The organism is Galbibacter marinus (assembly GCF_000300875.1).
Classification (GTDB): Bacteria; Bacteroidota; Bacteroidia; order Flavobacteriales; family Flavobacteriaceae; genus Galbibacter; species Galbibacter marinus.
In genome coordinates this window covers 16994-34029 of sequence record NZ_AMSG01000027.1, presented here as the reverse complement: position 1 = coordinate 34029, position 17036 = coordinate 16994, and the positions used below count along the sequence as shown (strand labels likewise).

Here is a 17036-nt window from a genome sequence, read left to right as displayed (position 1 = left end):
GTGTTTTTTAGCATTAGGATTTTTTTTTGCCTTTAAGTGATGGTTCTCTAAGCTTTATTTGTGTACTGACCGGACAATAGTTTTCTTCTTTTTATTTTCTTTCGGTATTACTTCGGATGTTGTTTTTTTAAGAAAAATCTATTCTAGAATTATTAATTGTAGTATTGTTGCATTAGAAATTCTAACTAACAACAAAACAACTTTCGCATCATGAAAAAATCCTTTAAAGTTCTTATGGGAACACTTATTGTTCTCAATGTTGCCTTATTGACAATCATTGTATACTCTCAATTATGTTCATCTAGTAGTTTTATAGATTCCGAGCGGATTAATATTAAGGATAAATCTGGTAGTAATAGAGTGGTGATTTCTAACATGGATAATATACCGCCACCAATTATTGGAGGAAAACATTTTAAGCGCGCTGTAAATCCAGCAGGAATCATCTTTTATGATAAAAATGGTGATGAAAGGGGAGGGATAGCGATCACTGATAATCAAGTAACCAATTTTAACGCTTTAGCTTTTGATTACCAAAATGCTGATGCGGTAGGTTTGTTTGCTCAGGATAATAAAGAGGATAATTATTTTAAAGCTGGTTTAATCATCAATGATAAGGATCACTCGGGCAAGGCCGGAGCTAATACAAATAGAATTAACCTACTAACGGAAAATGGTAATGCCTCTTTGGTCATAAAGGACCATAATGAAATCCCTAGAATTATTATTAAAGTAGATAGTCTTGGACAGCCAACTATCGAAATGTTTGATCTAGAAGGGAATTCTACCTGGAAACAATAACCATGCATATTTTTAATCTGTCCACGACTAGACTTTGGATTGTGAACAACAAAAAAAAACTCCGTTTTAGGAGTTTTTTTTTGTTTTATTGAACTAGGTTGTCTTAGTCAATATTTGGTTGTGGCGTTAAACGTAAATAAGGTTTAACCTCTTTAAATCCTTTTGTAAAGATCCCTTTAGCATCTTCGCTAGAAATAGAAGGACTAATTACAACTTCATCACCATGATTCCAGTTCGCTGGGGTGGCTACCTTGTGGTATGCGGTAAGTTGTAATGAATCGATTACGCGAATAATCTCATCGAAGTTACGTCCAGTAGAAGCTGGATAAGTAATCATTAATTTTATCGTTTTATCGGGCGCTATTACAAAAACCGAACGTACTGTTCCTGTTGCATTAGCCTTGGGATGAATCATGTCATAAAGATCAGCGATTTTGCGATCTTCATCCGCTATAATAGGGTAATTAACAACGGTTTTTTGGGTCTCGTTAATGTCCTTAATCCATCCATGGTGGGATTCAATCCCATCAACAGAGATGGCCATAACTTTTACATTGCGTTCTGCGAATTGATCCGTATAGATTGCTACGGCACCTAATTCAGTTGTACAAACTGGAGTAAAATCTGCTGGGTGGGAAAATAAAACGCCCCATCCGTCTCCTAGGTACTCGTGAAAATTAATTTCACCCTCTGTGGTTTGGGCAGTGAAGTCAGGAGCGATATCTCCTAGTCTTAGTGTTGCCATAATGTTTTGATTTTATATTAGTCTATAAAGTTACTAGATTATTAAATACAAAATTGATTTTGCCTTAATAAAAGATTGTTAAATCAGCGAAATACTACTCTTTCCACTTAATATTACACCCAATACTGGGTTTTTGTGCCTTATAGATACGTTTACCCATAATTGTGGCATCAATAGCAGTGCGGATATCTCTTCCAGAAATTGGCATACTGTTTCCAGGTCTTGAATCATCAAATTGCCCTCGGTACATTAGTTCTAGGTTTCTGTCAAAGACGTAGAAATCCGGTGTACAAGCCGCATCATATGCTTTTGCAACTTCTTGTGTTTGGTCATATAAATAAGGGAAGGTATACCCGAGCTCTTGCGCTTTTAATTTCATTTTATCTGGTGCATCCTCTGGGTATTTATCTACATCATTACTCGATATTGCAACAAAACCTACGTCGCTGTTGGCGTAATCTTTTGCTAGTTTAACGATTTCTTTATTTAAATGATTTACATAAGGGCAGTGGTTACAGATGAACATAACTACGGTCGCCTTTTCCCCATAGACATCACTTAGTTTTAATTTTCTACCGGAAATACTATCCGGTAATTCAAAATTCGGTGCTTTTGTCCCCAGAGGTAGCATATTACTTTCTGTTCTTGCCATGGTTCTATTTTTTGTTTGGTGTAAATTACAAATTCGCATCTACTTATGAAAAGACTTTGAGCTTTGATTTAAATTGATTTGTGATATTCTTTAAAGGCTAAAATTTCTATTTTAAGCTCAGAATATTCACTAGTGGTCCTCACTGGTAAATTTGCCTGCTTTTGGCAGAAATACTACCTTTAGCAAAAAACAAAAAATATGGATAAAAATTTAAGTTGGGATGATTTCACCAAAGTGGATATGAGAGTTGGAACCGTGGTTGAAGTTCGTGACTTCCCTAAAGCTCTTCGTCCCGCTTATCAATTAGAGCTTGATTTTGGTAATGATATCGGCGTGTTGAAGACCTCTGCCCAAGTTACCAAACGTTATCAAAAGGAGGATCTGCTGGGAATGCAACTCATAGCTGTAGTGAATTTTCCAAAAAAGCAGATTGCAAATTTTATGAGTGAATGCCTTATTATTGGGGTTGTGGGTGAGGATAATGATGTCAGCCTGCTTAGTCCGAGTTTAAAAACTAAAAACGGACTCCGGGTAGGGTAATAGGCAAAAAAAACCGCTAACAAGACTGCTAGCGGTTAAAAGTGATTTTATATATCTTCGAAACTTATATCAGTGAACTTTTCGGTAGTCACGGAAACCTCTTCTTGGTTTTCGTTTTGCTCTGCTGAAAAATTTTCTTTTTTAAAGTCCTTTTGATGGCGCTCCGAAATGACTTCCTCTCCTTTTTCGTCTATAATATAGTCGATCATTTCTGTTAGATTTTCTTGAAACGCACTAAAATCTTCTTTGTAAAGATAAATCTTGTGTTTTTTGTAGTGGTAAGATCCATCATCATGAGTAAACTTTTTGCTTTCTGTAATGGTTAGGTAATAATCACCAGCTTTGGTTCCTCTAACATCAAAGAAATAAGTTCTCCTTCCGGCTCTCAGCACTTTAGAGAATATCTCATCTTTCTCTACAAAATCTTTATCGCTCATAATTCCTCTAAATTCTATTTATTTGTTAACGAAATCAAAAATGTAAAAAAAAATGAAAGTAAACAACAAAATTTCTAGTTTTCTTTTTCCGAAAGTTGATTTTGATATAATTCGTGATAATAGCCTTTAAGATTTAAAAGTTCATTGTGAGTTCCTTGTTCGATGATCTGCCCTTGGTCAATTACAATGATTTTATCCGCATTCTTGGCTGAAGAAATGCGGTGACTAACAATGATAGTAGTACTTTCTTGTGAGACTTCTTTTAGGTTGCTTAAAATCTCTTCTTCTGTTTCTGTGTCCACAGCAGATAAGCAATCGTCAAATAGATAAATTTTAGGTTTTTTAATAAGAGCGCGTGCAATGGATACACGTTGTTTTTGGCCTCCACTTAAAGTTATACCTCGTTCACCGAGCACTGTGTCATATGCCTTGGTAAAGCCCATAATATTTTCGTGTACTGCGGCTAACTTCGCCGCATGTTCTATTTTAGCTTGGTCGGCGTTGACATTTCCGAATTTAATGTTGTTTTTGATACTGTCAGAAAATAAGAAGGCTTCCTGGGGAACTACTCCAATACTATTTCTTAAATCATTGAGGTTTAACTCAATAATTGGGGTGTTGTCAATTTTAATGACTCCTTTGTCAACATCGTACATTCTTCCGATAAGATCTAAAATAGTTGATTTACCTGATCCTGTTTTTCCAATAATTGCCAAGGTCTCTCCTTTAGGTATCTCAAAGGAAAGGTCCTTGATTGCTGTAATACCAGTATCGTCATAAGTGAAACTAACGTTTTCAAATACAATGTCTCCACTTATATCTGATGGGTTGGGTTGTTGATTAGTGATTTCAGGTTTGATATTCATGAATTCATTAATTCTTTTCTGTGAGGCTTCAGCACGTTGTACAATTGAGGTGACCCACCCAACGGTTGCCACTGGCCAAGTTAACATGTTTACATAAATAATGAATTTCAAAATCACCCCAGTACTTGCGATTTCGCCATTGATGTATTGTATCCCACCGATATAAATTACAAAAATATTGCTGAGCCCGATAAGTAAAATCATTAGTGGGAAGAACCATGCATTGACTTTGGCAAGGTTCATATTGGTTTTCTTTCCTTCTAAGGCAAGAGTACTGATTTGTTTGTCAACTCGAGGTTCAATACCGTAAGCTTTAATGACCGATACTCCAGAAAAGGTTTCTTGGGTAAAGGTGGAAAGGGTGGAGAGGTACTGTTGAACCAAAGTGCTTCTTTTGTGGATGATCTTACTAATATTGTATATAAGTATCGATAGGATAGGTAGCGGGATTAAGGTGTAAGCCGCTAGTTTTGGAGCGGTGTAAAACATCAGAGGGATAACACAAACAAAGAGTGTGATGGTTTGTATACTATATAGTATAGCTGGGCCTGCGTACATTCGAACCTGACCAACATCCTCACTAATACGATTCATAAGGTCACCAGTTCTATTTTTCTTATAAAAGTTGACCGATAATCTTTGGTATTGCTGATACACCTCATTCTTTAAGTCAAATTCGATATAACGTGATATATTAATGATGGTTTGACGCATTAAAAAGGTGAAAAGTGCTGATAATGCAGAGGTACCTATAATGATCAAAATGTAATTGAGTAATTTGGATTTTACTTCTGATAAATCGGCATTTTCGTTTAAAATATAGTGTTCAACCGTGGTGACGGATTGCTCAACATATTCTGGTAAAACCAGTCTAAATACTGTAGCGAGAATGGTGATAAACATCCCAATTATCAGCTGCCATTTGTATTTTTTTAAATATTTATTGATGTATTTTAATTCTTTCATTCGCGTGGGGTGAAAATGGGTTTATTGAATTATCGTCAATTTAACCTGCATTTTACAGTTTTAAATTAAATAATTCTTATTTTTGCAACATATTTCTAACGATACTTCAATTTCTAATTAACTATAAGATATTAAAATGGACACAGAAATCGTACAAGCTGCAGATCTTAAAAAAGTTGATCCCGTATTTGGTCAACTTTCTTTTAATGACCATGAGCAGATAGTATTTTGTCATGACAAAGATACAGGATTAAAAGCAATTATTGGAATTCACAATACAGTTTTGGGGCCAGCTCTTGGTGGAACTCGAATGTGGAATTATGACAATGAATGGGAAGCATTAAACGATGTTTTACGTCTCTCTAGAGGAATGACCTTTAAGTCCGCAATTACGGGATTGAATCTCGGAGGTGGAAAAGCCGTCATTATAGGTGATGCTAAAACCCAAAAAACTCCAGAACTCATGCGAAAGTTTGGAGAATTTGTTAACAGCTTAGGAGGGAAGTATATCACTGCTGAGGATGTGGGTATGGAGACCTCTGATATGGATATCGTCCACGAGGTTACCTCGCATGTCACAGGAATATCTGAATCTAAAGGTGGGTCTGGGAATCCATCACCAATCACTGCTTTTGGTGTGTTTATGGGGATGAAGGCGGCTGTGAATTATAAGTTTGGTTCTCAAACAATGGAAGGAAAAAAAGTATTGGTTCAAGGCGTGGGTCATGTAGGTGCTTCTTTGGTTGAGCATTTATACAAAGAGGGTGCTCAAATCTTGATCTCTGATATTAATCAAGAAAAACTTTTAGAGCTAAGCAAAAAATACCAAGCAACCATTGTACCAGGAGATGAGATCTTTAATCAAGAATTGGATGTCTATGCACCCTGTGCTCTTGGTGCTACCATTAATGATAGCACTGTAAATACCATTAAAACTAAAGTAATTGCTGGGGCGGCTAACAATCAGTTGGCTGACGAGAAATACCATGGTAAAATTCTTATGGAAAGAGGGATTGCATATGCACCAGACTTCTTAATTAACGCTGGAGGAATCATAAATGTTTATGCTGAACTCGAAGGGTATGGTAAAGATGAAATCCTTCAAAAGACGAAAAACATCTACAATACCACGCTCGATATTTTCAACTATGCTGAAGAAAATCAAATCACTACGCATCAAGCGGCACTGAATAAAGCCCAAGAACGTATTGATAACCAAAAATTAGCATCAAAAAAATAACTGAATTTATAAAATAATTCTATTTTTGCAGGGCGAAAGAAATCATTCTTCGCCCTATTTTTTTAATAATTGGTAAGTAAGTTCTTAGGCATGTTAACAAGAAGACACATCAGGGTTAAGGTAATGCAATCGGTATATGCGTTTACAACTTCTAAAAACACTGATTTAGAAAAGGAAGAAAAGTTTTTAGGGGTTAGCATGGACAATATGTATAATTTATACCTAACGTTACTCGGGTTATTGGTTGAGATCCAAAAACAGGCAGAAGAGCAACTTACACTTTCTCAGAAAAAATACTTAGCCACTCAGGAGGAGAAAAATCCCAAGAGGAAATTTGTTGAAAATCCAGTTCTACAACATTTGGTACATGACCAGATTTTGGCAGATAAACTAGCGGCTCGTAAAATTAGCTGGGAGTTGGATCAGGAGTATGTCAACATACTCTACAAAGAAATCACCCAAAGTGAAGCCTACAGCGAGTATATGAGCCTAGAGGCTACTGATTTTAAAGAAGACCGCAAGCTTATAGCTGAGCTGTATCAGGAGGTGATTGCTCCAAATGAAAAACTTTTCGAATACATAGAGGATAAGAAACTAACATGGGTTGATGATTTGCCCCTTGTCAACACCTTGCTTCTTAAAATAATAAAGAAGGTTAAACCAACTAGTGAGGATGATTATTTCCACCCTCCGTTGTTTAAGGACATAGAAGATAAAGATTTTGCTAGTCAATTATTTAAAAAGACTATTTTAAACGATGAGAAGATTCAACGTGAGATTGAAGGGAAAACACCTAATTGGGATACAGATCGTATAGCAGATTTGGATGCTTTATTGCTTAAAATGGCTATTTGTGAATTTTTGTATTTCCCATCCATACCAGTGAAGGTGACCATCAACGAATATCTAGAAATTGCCAAAGAATACAGTACACCAAAGAGTAGTATATTTATCAACGGAATATTGGATAAACTCGTCAAGGAGTATAAAGCCAACAATACGTTAAATAAATCCGGTCGCGGACTTATGTAAAGAAATATTAGTATTTTTGGCGGCAACATTAAGGATTACGAATCCAAATTGAAACCAAAATATAACTAAAACCCAACAAACAATGAAACAAGTTTTTTTAGCGTTCGTGGCCCTAGTAGGCTTAAGTTTTACTTCTTGTAAGGAGGATGCTTCTAAGAAAGTAAAAGAAGAAAATGTAGCGCAAGCTGAACAAAGAGATGAGGCTTCAACAAAAGTTCCTGTTATGACTTTCGAGGTAACTGAACATGATTTTGGAAACATTGCACAAGGCCAGGAAGTAGAACATGTATTTAAATTTACAAATACTGGTGATGCACCTTTAATTGTTACTGATGCAAGAAGTAGTTGTGGATGTACTGTTCCAGAGAAACCAGAACAACCAGTTGCTCCAGGAGAAACAGGAGAGATTTTAGTAAAATATAACGGTAGTGGTCGTAACGGAATTTCTAAAACTGTTACAATTACTGCTAATACAGCTAATGGAACCGAGCAATTAAAAATAAAAGCGTTTGTAGAGCCAAAAGAAGCTACAAATTAATATAAAGCGTAAATAAATTTTAATGGAAGCACTGAATCAATTTGCCCCTTTTATTTTGATCTTTGCAGTGATGTATTTCTTTATGATACGTCCGCAAATGAAAAAACAAAAGCAGGAGAAAAAATTTGCACAAGAACTTAAGAAAGGTGACCGTGTTGTAACCAAAAGTGGATTACACGGTAAGATCATTGAATTAGGAAATGACGGCACATGTGTTATCGAAACAATGGCTGGAAAACTTAAATACGAGCGATCTGCACTTTCTTTAGAATTGTCACAAAAATTAAATGCTCCCGTAAAAGAAAGTAAAAAGTAAATATTTACACATACGTAAAAAAACACCAAGAGGGATTTAGTTTCATCTTGGTGTTTTTTTATATACCGATCGCAAAAGATATTTAAAATGAGCCCTTTTAATTGTGCCTTTGTCTTATCTTTTGCTACAACAGTTATTTAGTCTTCTTTTTCGTCATAATACTTCGAGGTGAGTTCTATGACTTTTACGATCACATCAGTTGCTCTCTCCATACTTTCTACTGGGATGTATTCATAAGGACCATGAAAGTTATGACCGCCTGCAAATATATTAGGGCAGGGAAGTCCCATATAGGAAAGCTGTGAGCCGTCTGTGCCCCCACGAATTGGTTTTATAATAGGTTCGATGTCTAGAGCCAACATCGCTTGTTCGGCAATATCCACGATATGCATTACGGGTTCGACCTTCTCTTTCATGTTGTAGTATTGGTCTTGAATCTCTAGGGTGATTATATTTCCAAAACGATCGGTTAGATCTCCTACTATTTGTTCTATTAGTTCTTTTCGAGCATCAAACTTAACCCTATCATGATCTCTAATAATACCAGTGGTCTTTGCTTGGCTAACATTGCCTTCTATGCTGTGGAAATGGAAAAAGCCTTCTCTATGTGCAGTATATTGAGGTCTTTCTTTTTTTGGTAGTAAGGATAAAAACTCATTTAGTATATTAATGGCATTGATCATTTTTCCTTTAGCATAACCTGGGTGTACACTTTTACCTTTTACAGAAACTACCACCTCTGCAGCGTTGAAATTCTCGTACTCGAGTTCGCCAATTTGGGATCCGTCCATCGTGTATGCCCATTGAGCCCCAAACTTCTTAACATCAAACTTATGGGCTCCTCTTCCAATTTCCTCATCTGGGGTAAAAGCAATTCTTACAGCGCCATGACGAATGTGAGGGTTGTTTATCAGGTATTCCATTGCAGTGACGATTTCGGCCACACCAGCCTTGTCGTCTGCTCCCAGAAGTGTTGTTCCATCAGTAGTTATTATGGTTTGACCTTTATATTGTTTTAAGTCATCAAAATAATTTGGTGATAGGACGATGTTTTCTTCAGGATTAAGAACGATGTCCTTGCCATCGTAATTGGTAATAATTTTCGGTTTTACACCAGTAGCTGTAAAATCTGGGGAGGTATCGTAATGTGAGATAAATCCAATGACAGGAATGATGCGTTCCACATTAGATGGAAGAGTAGCCATTACATATCCATTGTCATCCAAGGTCACATCCGACATACCTATTTGTTTGAGTTCCTGTTCCAATTTTTTAGCAAGTACCCATTGCTTCTCAGTACTAGGAGTGGTAGTGCTGTGTGGATCAGATTGGGTGTCAATTTCAACATAGCTTAGAAATCGGTCAATAATGTTTTGCATACCAAAAATTTTTTATCAAAAATAAGCTATTGTTTTTAAAGTGCCTATAGGGTTAAAACATGATGTTCTGCCTTGAGTGCGTTAAATTGGAAATTAGATGATTAAATTTGCACTATGGATCAAACAGCTAAAGAAGAATTATGGAACACCTATAGCCATGTGGTAGGTGTAGTTTTTGGGGTCTTTGGGCTTGTATACCTTCTTTTAGAGGATACCCACCAAAGTGCATTTAGCACTTTAAGTATTTGGATCTATGGGGTGTCTTTTATTATGTTGTTTTTAGTTTCTTCGCTCTACCATGCTATGGAGGATATCGCAAAAAAAACGACTTTTAGAAAATTAGATCACATCTGTATTTACTTTTTAATAGCTGGAAGCTATACCCCAGTATGTTTAATTGCTTTAATTCAAGGAAACGGATGGATATTATTTTCTTGTGTGTGGGTTATAAGTGCTCTTGGATTAATTCTGAAACTGTTTTACACTGGACGCTACGAGATTATCTCAATTCTGTTATATCTTATTATGGGGTGGCTTATTGTCTTAGATGGTAAAAGTGTTTTACAGGTCTTGACAGAAAACCAATTAAGTTTGCTGCTTCTCGGAGGGTTCTTCTATAGTTTCGGAGTGGTGTTTTATCTGCTTAAAAGACTGAAATACCATCATGTAATTTGGCACTTTTTTGTGTTAGGAGGTGCCATAGCTCATTACTTTATGATTTTAGGCGTTGTCAGAGGTTGATAGTAGTATTCCTATTATTTTACCTCCCGTTTCGGTTGGGTGCTTTGGATTAGGATTTGATGACATCTTGGAAATCCATATAAAATTCTTCAAACTTTGTCATGTTATCATTTAAAAATACCATAGCTTCTTGCCAAGTGTCTTTATTGTGAATGCACACTCCATCCTTTTGAACGTATATCCTTGAGATTTCTTTGTCGTTTTCCAAAAAATAGGTGTCATGAAAGATTGCCTCTGGGAGATAGTTTTCCACTAAGATATTTTGCAGGGATTGCATTTTCTTATAGTAATGAATTCGACGCTCTAAATCTGGATTTTCAATATCAAGAGCCACAATAGCTTTTTTTGTATCAAAATGGAATTTAAATGAAAAGTCCTTGATTTTTGTATTGTACAAAATCCATTTGCGAGGAAATGATTTTCCAAAAGAGATCCAGAATTCTTTTCTGAGTGCTTTAGATTCCTGTTTACTAAACATGAGATGGGTGTAAATAATATTTGTTGGGTGCAAAAATATCCCAATTTAACAATTTCCAAGTCAAATGGAACTTATAATTTGCAATTTAATTCTTAATTTGAACCACCTAAAAAACGTAATTAAAATTCAACCTCAATATGAAGCGAAGAGAATTTGTGAAGAAAGGCTCCTTAGCCTTGGCCGCAACACCTGTGTTTAGTAGTATGGCAGCTTCACTTTCCCCAATCAATGAAACTATAAATATTGCAGTCATCGGAACAGGAGATCGTGGATCGGGACTTATCCCATTTATAAATGAAATACCTGGGGTAAGGGTGGCGGCTTGTTGTGATGTCCTAGATTTCCGCTTAAAACATGGGCTTAAACGTGCTGGGAAACAGGCAAAGGCCTATACTGATTACAAAAAGTTACTTAAAGACGACTCCATAGATGCCGTACTGATATCTACCCCATTTGCAACTCATGGTAAAATTGCTTTAGATGCCTTAGAGGCAGGAAAGCATGTGTACTGCGAGAAAACAATGACTAGAGGTTACCATGAGATCAAACAAATGGTAGATGCCGCAGCACAGTCCGGGAAAATAGTTCAAACAGGTCACCAATATCACAGTTCTAGATTGTACTTAGAAGTGGTGCGACTTATTGAACAAGGAAAGATTGGTAAAATTACGGCCTTCGAATGTCAATGGAATCGAAACTGGGATTGGCGAAGACCCGTCCCAGATCCTTCATTGGAAAGGGCTATTAATTGGCGCATGTATCGCGAATATTCTGGTGGACTAGCCGCAGAACTATGTTCACATCAGATCGATTTTGTTAACTGGGTGACTCAATCAACCCCTGAGTTTGTAATGGGCGTAGGTGGTATTGATTATTGGAAAGATGGCCGCGAGACCTATGATAATATACATTTGGTGTATCAGTATCCTAAAGGGGTTAAAGCGACTTTTATGTGTTTGACTTCTAATGCCAAGGACGATTATCAGATCAAAATTATGGGAGACAAAGGTACGCTAATTTTAGATTACAATAAAGTGTGGTTTTATCCAGAAGGAGGCTTTGAGAGTGAAAAAACTATCGGAGATGTCGATGGGGTTTCCGGTGCAACTATAACCAATAATTGGGTTGAAGGGAAGGGTATTCCTCTTCCATTTAACCATGAGGATCCAAGCAAACAGGCGCTCATGGATTTTCGTGATAGTATTCGCTCAGGAAAACAACCGATCTCCAATGCTCTAACTGGTGGACATACTGCTATTGCCGTGCAGATGGCCATTGATGCTATGGACCATAAAAAATTGGTATACTGGAAGGATGTTTCGCCTTTCTAAATGAAACATGCACAAAGGGTTCCTAAAATAATTACTATTAGCTTTCGAAGGTTAAAGCGATGACCTTCGGAGCTCTCAAATAGAATGACCGTGGATATGTGTAAAAATATACCAACCACGACAGCTGAGATCTCAAAATAGTAATCTTCTATGAATTCAAAAGTACCCGAAAGGTAGCTTCCAAGTGGAGTCATTAGAGCAAATAGTATTAAAAACAGCGAGCTTTTATATCGATCAATATCTGCGTTTAAAAAGAAAGTACTTAGTATTATGGCTACTGGTACTTTGTGAATGATAATTCCCCAGAGTAAACTGTGATGGTTGTGAATGGGTATGCCTTCTAAAATGGAATGTATACTTAAGCTAATAAAAAGGAGCCAAGGAAAGGTTTTTAATTTCTCATCGTGATGCATGTGGCCATGTTCAGCTCCCTTGGAAAAGAACTCCAAAAATACCTGTAACAGTATGCCGAGCATAATAAACATTCCTATATGTTTTTCCGTGTTGTGGTAGTAGAGCTCTGGAAGAAGTGTGAAAACCGTAATGGATAAAAGAAAAGCTCCACTAAAGGCTAAAAACAGCTTTAGGGTGTGATGTTTTTTAAATTTAAAGACAACTACAAATATGTATCCAGCTAGTACAGCTAGTATTGGAAGTAGATAATTTAGCATATAGTCGTTCTTTTTTTAGTGGGTTACTGCGTTTTGCTTATTTAAGACCGCTAAATTAATGTATTTTTGCTTTTCAAAGTAAGGTTAGAATGTCGAATAATTATAAAATGTTGGCCAAAACCATGTTTGGTTTTGAGGAGCTACTTGAAAAAGAACTTAAAGATTTAGGTGCTTTGAATATTGAAAAAGGGGTGCGGAGCGTTTCCTTTGAAGGGGATAAAGGGTTTATGTATAAGGCCAATTTATGCTTGAGAACAGCCATTAAAATTCTTAAACCTGTTCACAGCTTCAGAGTCAGAAGTGAGCAGGATTTATACGATAAGGTGTATGGTATGGATTGGAATCAGTATTTGAGTTACGACCACACCTTTGCCATTGATGCAACGGTGAATTCTGATCTTTTTAACCACTCTTTGTACATCGCATTAAAGACAAAAGATGCTATTGCGGATAAGTTTCGAGCACAACACGATAGAAGACCGAGTGTGGATTTAAAATATCCAGATTTGAGAATTAATGTCCACATTCAAAAAAATGAATGCACTATCTCCTTAGATAGTTCTGGGCAATCCCTTCATCAAAGGGGTTATAAGACTGCAACCAATATTGCCCCTATTAATGAAGTGCTTGCTGCAGGTTTATTACTTTTAAGTGGCTGGGATGGACAAAGTGATTTTATGGATCCTATGTGTGGAAGTGGAACAATTCCTATCGAGGCGGCTATGATTGCTTGTAATATTCCAGCAAACATCAATAGGAGAGAGTTTGCTTTTGAAAAATGGGGAGATTATGACCAAGATTTATTTGATAAAATTGTAGATAGTTCATTAAAGAAGGCAAGAGACTTTCATTTCAAGATCTACGCCTATGATAAGGTGTCATCTGCGGTAAGAAAGGCTACGGATAATGTTCAAAATGCAAATCTATCTGATTATATACAAGTAGAACAGAAGGATTTCTTTCAATCTGAGAAGTTGTCTGATGATAAGTTACAAATGGTTTTTAATCCACCCTATGGAGAGCGTTTAGCCATTAACATGGAGGAGTTTTATGCAAATATAGGGGATACACTAAAACAAAATTATCCCAATACAGATGCTTGGTTTATCACCTCTAATTTGGAGTCTATAAAACATGTTGGGTTAAGACCCTCGAGGAAGATCAAACTATTCAATGGAAAATTGGAGAGTCGATTACTGAAATATGAAATTTACTCAGGTAGTAAAAAAGCAAAATTTAATAAATAGTATACCACGATTATGAATACAAAAACAAAAGTCTTCCTACTGAATCTAGTCTGCTTTCTAGCAATTTTTTTAGTTCTTAGATTCTCTTTATTATATTTTATTGATGGTGTACATCAGCTGATTTTAGTGTTAGCAGCAGCCATTATAGCAAGTATTCTTTGTCCTAAATTCTTTGCCGTTGTTGAAGATGGAAAAGAGCGTGTGAAACTAAAGTGGATTTTTATAAAAGGTATTAGAAACCTTTAGAGCTATAATTCGCAAACTCTACTGTTCTACCTGTTCATTATTATCAGGTTGTTGTTTTTGTGGCTTATTGCTCTTGAAGATAGGAATTAGGTATGAAATAGAATAATTGTAACCTACCCCAAATTTACTTCCGTCGGTTACCTTATTAAACCCTGGGATAAATAAGTTAGGGAAATTTCCCGCCTCAGTATTGTTAATCAGGTAATTAAGATTTACACTAGCGCCCATAAACACATTTCTAAATAGTTCTACCTTTATTCCCAGAACAATTTCTGCCCATAAGGCATTTAATCCGCTATACTCCCCGAGCATATCTTCACCAGTGATGCCCGATTGAATCTCTTCCCAATACTGGTTGGTGTTGTATATTTGATAGGAGTTTAGGGTTTGGCTAAAGGTGCTTGCCCCCACACGAAAGCCAAGGTTTATGATGTTCTCCATACCATACCAGTTCTCATAAGTATTCCAGTCCAAGCCTACTTTGAGATAGCTACCACTAGTGGTAAAGTTATAATTATCTTCTTGCGTTGTTTTTTCTTCATTTCCAAGAGCTCCCGCAATGTATACATTATGGGAGATTCTAAAGTCCGCTAAGAGTTCTAAACCTTGATAATCATCTTCTAAAAAACTTCGGATCGGTTTGCTTATATCGATCCCTATACGAAGCCCGTATCGTTGTTTATACACCGCACTGTCCTGATTAGTCTCTTGAACCTGAAGCGTGTCTATAGCGGCAGTTTCAACTGAAAGTGAATCCTGTGCAATGGCAGATGTACCAATTAAAAGTATAAATAGACTAGTGATAAATTTTGACATGGACGGTATCTTGATGTTGTAAATTAGGATCTTGAACAAAGACAGAAGTTATCCATTCTTGGTCATTTGGTATGGAATCAGTAAAATCTGGATTGAGATTATAACCGAGTTCTGAAATTCTCACAGCATAGCCACAACCTCGAGAGATAAATTCTTCCTGACGTGTATAATTAAAACGAAGGGTATCAATATTTCCAAGTTCAACGTATTCAATGTTGCCGTTATCTAGGGTGTCCGTACGATCGGATGAGTTTTTAATAAACAAAAAAGCGCTATACGATTCACTAGTTTGAAGTGGGATATCGATCTCTGTTCTTGAGCTACGATCAGGGAAGGTATTTAAGGTATCTCTTTGAGTTCCATCCTCATTAATTCCAATGACTCTTAACCTGGCAACACTCTTAAAGCGGTCCTGGTTTGATATATTGTAAAAACCTAATTTAAGTACTGGTGTTGTAAGGGTATCACCTGGGCAAATATCATCCTTTTCACATGAGGTGAATAGAGCTAAAGATGCGCTGAATACAAATAATAATGCAAGTACTTTTTTCATTCGTTTGCTTATCTTTTTTCCAATAATACGACATTTTCCACATGATGTGTTTGTGGAAACATATCTACTGCCTGTACTTTGGTGATTTTATACATATGATCCATTAAAGCGAGATCTCTAGCTTGAGTGGCACTATTACAGCTCACATAAACAATTTTACGAGCACCTATTTTTAGAAGTTGAGCAACCACATCTTTATGCATTCCGTCTCTAGGTGGATCTGTGATAACTACATCTGGTTTACCATTGGAGGCTATAAACTCCTCATTGAAAACAGCTTTCATGTCTCCTGCATAAAAACGAACGTTTTCAATGGTATTAAATTGTGCATTTGCTTTAGCGTCTTCTATAGCCTCAGGTACTGCTTCTACACCCACAACTTTTTTTGCTTTTCTGGCAATAAACTGTGCAATAGTACCTGTTCCAGTATACAGATCGTATACGATTTCATCTCCTTTCAAATCTGCAAAATCACGGGTGATTTTATACAGTTGGTAGGCTTGAAGGGAATTGGTTTGATAAAACGACTTAGCGTTTATTTTAAATTTCAAACCTTCCATCTCTTCAAAGATGTGATCACGGCCAGAGTAACAAATGACATCCTGATCGTATATGGTATCATTTGGTTTTTGGTTTATCACATACTGCAAAGAAGTTATTTCAGGAAATTCTTGCTTTAAAAACTCAAGTAATAATGTTCTTTCTGCTTCTAAATCATCGTAGAATTGAATAAGGACCATAATCTCTCCAGTGGAGGAGGTACGAATCATTAAGGTGCGTAGTAATCCAGTTTGCGATCTAGTGTTAAAGAATTCCATATTGTTTTTTAATGCAAATTCTTTAACAGCTGTTCTAATGGCATTAGAAGGATCCTGTTGTAGGTGGCAACTTTTTAGATCTAGAATCTTATCCCACATTCCAGGGATGTGAAATCCTAGGGCGTTGCGATCTCCTAGATCTTGGTCACTTGAAATCTCTTCAGCAGTTAGCCATCGGCTATCCGAGAAGGAAAATTCCATTTTATTTCTATAGAAGTATTGTTTCTCTGACCCCAAGATCGGAACTGCATATGGTAATTCCACTTTACCAATACGTATAAGGTTGTTTTCTACCTCTTTTTGTTTGTAGTACAACTGGTGCTCATAGGCCATATTTTGCCATTTACATCCACCACATACTCCAAAGTGCTCACATGCAGGTTCTGCTCTTTTCTGGGAAGGATTATAGAGCGTGGCCACTTTACCTTCAAAATACGCTTTTCGTTTCTTTAAAACTTGAACTGCTACGACATCTCCAGGTACTGCATAGGGTATAAAAATAACTCTACCATCAGGTGCTTTAGCAATTCCTTTGCCTTTAGCACCAGCATCAATCACTTCGACCTGGTCAAAAAATGGTTTATTGTTTTTTCTCGACATGCTGCAAAAATAGGACTTTTAGT

The 17036-nt window shown here is 36.5% G+C and carries 20 protein-coding genes; 10 read left to right on the top strand and 10 right to left on the bottom strand.

The features are described 5' to 3' along the window. Positions 1 to 210 precede the first annotated feature (210 nt). The gene (locus I215_RS13480) at positions 211 to 801 is read left to right on the top strand and encodes a hypothetical protein (RefSeq protein ID WP_008992539.1); all 591 of its coding nucleotides are present in this window, start codon (positions 211 to 213) and stop codon (positions 799 to 801) included. Positions 802 to 904: 103 nt separating this feature from the next. On the opposite strand, the gene I215_RS13475 is transcribed toward I215_RS13480, so the two are convergent. Then, on the bottom strand, positions 905 to 1546 hold the full coding sequence (locus I215_RS13475; protein ID WP_008992538.1) for a peroxiredoxin: 642 nt from the start codon (positions 1544 to 1546) through the stop codon (positions 905 to 907). A 94-nt stretch (positions 1547 to 1640) separates the two neighbouring features. Further along, positions 1641 to 2198: a thioredoxin family protein gene (locus tag I215_RS13470; RefSeq protein WP_008992537.1), complete on the bottom strand. Its 558-nt coding sequence runs from the start codon at positions 2196 to 2198 to the stop codon at positions 1641 to 1643. Positions 2199 to 2396: 198 nt separating this feature from the next. Here I215_RS13470 and I215_RS13465 point away from each other — a divergent pair, with 198 nt between their 5' ends. Then, a complete protein-coding gene (locus tag I215_RS13465) occupies positions 2397 to 2738 on the top strand; it encodes a tRNA-binding protein (protein ID WP_008992536.1) in 342 nt (113 codons plus the stop codon). Between the two features lie 47 nt (positions 2739 to 2785). Here I215_RS13465 and I215_RS13460 read toward each other — a convergent pair whose 3' ends face one another. Both I215_RS13460 and I215_RS13455 read right to left on the bottom strand, forming a co-directional pair. After that, on the bottom strand, positions 2786 to 3175 hold the full coding sequence (locus tag I215_RS13460; protein ID WP_008992535.1) for a PUR family DNA/RNA-binding protein: 390 nt from the start codon (positions 3173 to 3175) through the stop codon (positions 2786 to 2788). A 74-nt stretch (positions 3176 to 3249) separates the two neighbouring features. Beyond that, positions 3250 to 5007, bottom strand: coding sequence for an ABC transporter ATP-binding protein (locus I215_RS13455; protein ID WP_008992534.1), 1758 nt, complete (start codon positions 5005 to 5007; stop codon positions 3250 to 3252). A 136-nt stretch (positions 5008 to 5143) separates the two neighbouring features. On the opposite strand from I215_RS13455, the gene I215_RS13450 reads away from it, so the two are divergent. The 4 genes from I215_RS13450 to yajC all read left to right on the top strand — a co-directional run bounded on the left by I215_RS13450 (position 5144) and on the right by yajC (position 8133). Further along, positions 5144 to 6247, top strand: coding sequence for a Glu/Leu/Phe/Val dehydrogenase dimerization domain-containing protein (locus I215_RS13450; RefSeq protein WP_008992533.1), 1104 nt, complete (start codon positions 5144 to 5146; stop codon positions 6245 to 6247). A gap of 90 nt (positions 6248 to 6337) precedes the next feature. After that, positions 6338 to 7279, top strand: coding sequence for a transcription antitermination factor NusB (nusB, locus tag I215_RS13445; RefSeq protein WP_040460468.1), 942 nt, complete (start codon positions 6338 to 6340; stop codon positions 7277 to 7279). An 82-nt stretch (positions 7280 to 7361) separates the two neighbouring features. Continuing rightward, on the top strand, positions 7362 to 7817 hold the full coding sequence (locus I215_RS13440) for a DUF1573 domain-containing protein (protein ID WP_008992531.1): 456 nt from the start codon (positions 7362 to 7364) through the stop codon (positions 7815 to 7817). A 22-nt stretch (positions 7818 to 7839) separates the two neighbouring features. Beyond that, positions 7840 to 8133, top strand: coding sequence for a preprotein translocase subunit YajC (yajC, locus tag I215_RS13435; RefSeq protein ID WP_008992530.1), 294 nt, complete (start codon positions 7840 to 7842; stop codon positions 8131 to 8133). A 137-nt stretch (positions 8134 to 8270) separates the two neighbouring features. Here the strand turns inward: yajC and pepT are convergent, their stop codons facing one another. Beyond that, on the bottom strand, positions 8271 to 9512 hold the full coding sequence (gene pepT / locus I215_RS13430) for a peptidase T (protein ID WP_008992529.1): 1242 nt from the start codon (positions 9510 to 9512) through the stop codon (positions 8271 to 8273). 114 nt (positions 9513 to 9626) lie between these two features. Between pepT and trhA the strand changes: the two genes are divergently transcribed. Then, the gene (gene trhA / locus I215_RS13425; RefSeq protein ID WP_008992528.1) at positions 9627 to 10253 is read left to right on the top strand and encodes a PAQR family membrane homeostasis protein TrhA; all 627 of its coding nucleotides are present in this window, start codon (positions 9627 to 9629) and stop codon (positions 10251 to 10253) included. Positions 10254 to 10302: 49 nt separating this feature from the next. Here the strand turns inward: trhA and I215_RS13420 are convergent, their stop codons facing one another. Then, positions 10303 to 10731: a DUF4268 domain-containing protein gene (locus tag I215_RS13420; RefSeq protein WP_008992527.1), complete on the bottom strand. Its 429-nt coding sequence runs from the start codon at positions 10729 to 10731 to the stop codon at positions 10303 to 10305. Positions 10732 to 10868: 137 nt separating this feature from the next. On the opposite strand from I215_RS13420, the gene I215_RS13415 reads away from it, so the two are divergent. Beyond that, on the top strand, positions 10869 to 12062 hold the full coding sequence (locus tag I215_RS13415) for a Gfo/Idh/MocA family protein (RefSeq protein ID WP_008992526.1): 1194 nt from the start codon (positions 10869 to 10871) through the stop codon (positions 12060 to 12062). Here the strand turns inward: I215_RS13415 and I215_RS13410 are convergent. Continuing rightward, positions 12059 to 12733 (bottom strand): ZIP family metal transporter, encoded by a 675-nt coding sequence (locus I215_RS13410; protein ID WP_008992525.1) that lies wholly within the window; start codon positions 12731 to 12733, stop codon positions 12059 to 12061. The genes I215_RS13415 and I215_RS13410 overlap by 4 nt on opposite strands. A gap of 89 nt (positions 12734 to 12822) precedes the next feature. On the opposite strand from I215_RS13410, the gene I215_RS13405 reads away from it, so the two are divergent. Together I215_RS13405 and I215_RS13400 are read left to right on the top strand one after the other, a co-directional pair. After that, complete coding sequence (locus I215_RS13405) at positions 12823 to 13980, top strand: THUMP domain-containing class I SAM-dependent RNA methyltransferase (RefSeq protein WP_040460467.1); 1158 nt, start codon at positions 12823 to 12825, stop codon at positions 13978 to 13980. A 12-nt stretch (positions 13981 to 13992) separates the two neighbouring features. Beyond that, positions 13993 to 14226: a hypothetical protein gene (locus I215_RS13400; protein ID WP_008992523.1), complete on the top strand. Its 234-nt coding sequence runs from the start codon at positions 13993 to 13995 to the stop codon at positions 14224 to 14226. Between the two features lie 18 nt (positions 14227 to 14244). Here I215_RS13400 and I215_RS13395 read toward each other — a convergent pair whose 3' ends face one another. The 3 genes from I215_RS13395 to rlmD are packed head-to-tail and all read right to left on the bottom strand — an operon-like array spanning position 14245 to position 17013. Continuing rightward, positions 14245 to 15042, bottom strand: a complete 798-nt coding sequence (locus I215_RS13395) for a DUF6048 family protein (protein WP_008992522.1) — start codon at positions 15040 to 15042, stop codon at positions 14245 to 14247. After that, a complete protein-coding gene (locus I215_RS13390) occupies positions 15023 to 15595 on the bottom strand; it encodes a DUF6452 family protein (protein ID WP_008992521.1) in 573 nt (190 codons plus the stop codon). The genes I215_RS13395 and I215_RS13390 overlap by 20 nt, the downstream gene beginning before the upstream one ends. Positions 15596 to 15603: 8 nt before the next feature. Beyond that, positions 15604 to 17013 carry a 23S rRNA (uracil(1939)-C(5))-methyltransferase RlmD gene (gene rlmD, locus I215_RS13385; protein WP_008992520.1) on the bottom strand — a complete coding sequence of 470 codons (1410 nt, stop codon included), beginning with the start codon at positions 17011 to 17013 and terminating at the stop codon, positions 15604 to 15606. Between the last annotated feature and the right edge of the window lie 23 nt (positions 17014 to 17036).

What these genes read in the sequence shown, in the direction of transcription:
- I215_RS13480 (WP_008992539.1), top strand. Translation starts at nt 211, where the DNA reads ATGAAAAAATCCTTTAAAGTTCTTATGGGAACACTTATTGTTCTCAAT.
- I215_RS13475 (WP_008992538.1), bottom strand. Translation starts at nt 1,546, where the DNA reads ATGGCAACACTAAGACTAGGAGATATCGCTCCTGACTTCACTGCCCAA.
- I215_RS13470 (WP_008992537.1), bottom strand. Translation starts at nt 2,198, where the DNA reads ATGGCAAGAACAGAAAGTAATATGCTACCTCTGGGGACAAAAGCACCG.
- I215_RS13465 (WP_008992536.1), top strand. Translation starts at nt 2,397, where the DNA reads ATGGATAAAAATTTAAGTTGGGATGATTTCACCAAAGTGGATATGAGA.
- I215_RS13460 (WP_008992535.1), bottom strand. Translation starts at nt 3,175, where the DNA reads ATGAGCGATAAAGATTTTGTAGAGAAAGATGAGATATTCTCTAAAGTG.
- I215_RS13455 (WP_008992534.1), bottom strand. Translation starts at nt 5,007, where the DNA reads ATGAAAGAATTAAAATACATCAATAAATATTTAAAAAAATACAAATGG.
- I215_RS13450 (WP_008992533.1), top strand. Translation starts at nt 5,144, where the DNA reads ATGGACACAGAAATCGTACAAGCTGCAGATCTTAAAAAAGTTGATCCC.
- nusB (WP_040460468.1), top strand. Translation starts at nt 6,338, where the DNA reads ATGTTAACAAGAAGACACATCAGGGTTAAGGTAATGCAATCGGTATAT.
- I215_RS13440 (WP_008992531.1), top strand. Translation starts at nt 7,362, where the DNA reads ATGAAACAAGTTTTTTTAGCGTTCGTGGCCCTAGTAGGCTTAAGTTTT.
- yajC (WP_008992530.1), top strand. Translation starts at nt 7,840, where the DNA reads ATGGAAGCACTGAATCAATTTGCCCCTTTTATTTTGATCTTTGCAGTG.
- pepT (WP_008992529.1), bottom strand. Translation starts at nt 9,512, where the DNA reads ATGCAAAACATTATTGACCGATTTCTAAGCTATGTTGAAATTGACACC.
- trhA (WP_008992528.1), top strand. Translation starts at nt 9,627, where the DNA reads ATGGATCAAACAGCTAAAGAAGAATTATGGAACACCTATAGCCATGTG.
- I215_RS13420 (WP_008992527.1), bottom strand. Translation starts at nt 10,731, where the DNA reads ATGTTTAGTAAACAGGAATCTAAAGCACTCAGAAAAGAATTCTGGATC.
- I215_RS13415 (WP_008992526.1), top strand. Translation starts at nt 10,869, where the DNA reads ATGAAGCGAAGAGAATTTGTGAAGAAAGGCTCCTTAGCCTTGGCCGCA.
- I215_RS13410 (WP_008992525.1), bottom strand. Translation starts at nt 12,733, where the DNA reads ATGCTAAATTATCTACTTCCAATACTAGCTGTACTAGCTGGATACATA.
- I215_RS13405 (WP_040460467.1), top strand. Translation starts at nt 12,823, where the DNA reads ATGTCGAATAATTATAAAATGTTGGCCAAAACCATGTTTGGTTTTGAG.
- I215_RS13400 (WP_008992523.1), top strand. Translation starts at nt 13,993, where the DNA reads ATGAATACAAAAACAAAAGTCTTCCTACTGAATCTAGTCTGCTTTCTA.
- I215_RS13395 (WP_008992522.1), bottom strand. Translation starts at nt 15,042, where the DNA reads ATGTCAAAATTTATCACTAGTCTATTTATACTTTTAATTGGTACATCT.
- I215_RS13390 (WP_008992521.1), bottom strand. Translation starts at nt 15,595, where the DNA reads ATGAAAAAAGTACTTGCATTATTATTTGTATTCAGCGCATCTTTAGCT.
- rlmD (WP_008992520.1), bottom strand. Translation starts at nt 17,013, where the DNA reads ATGTCGAGAAAAAACAATAAACCATTTTTTGACCAGGTCGAAGTGATT.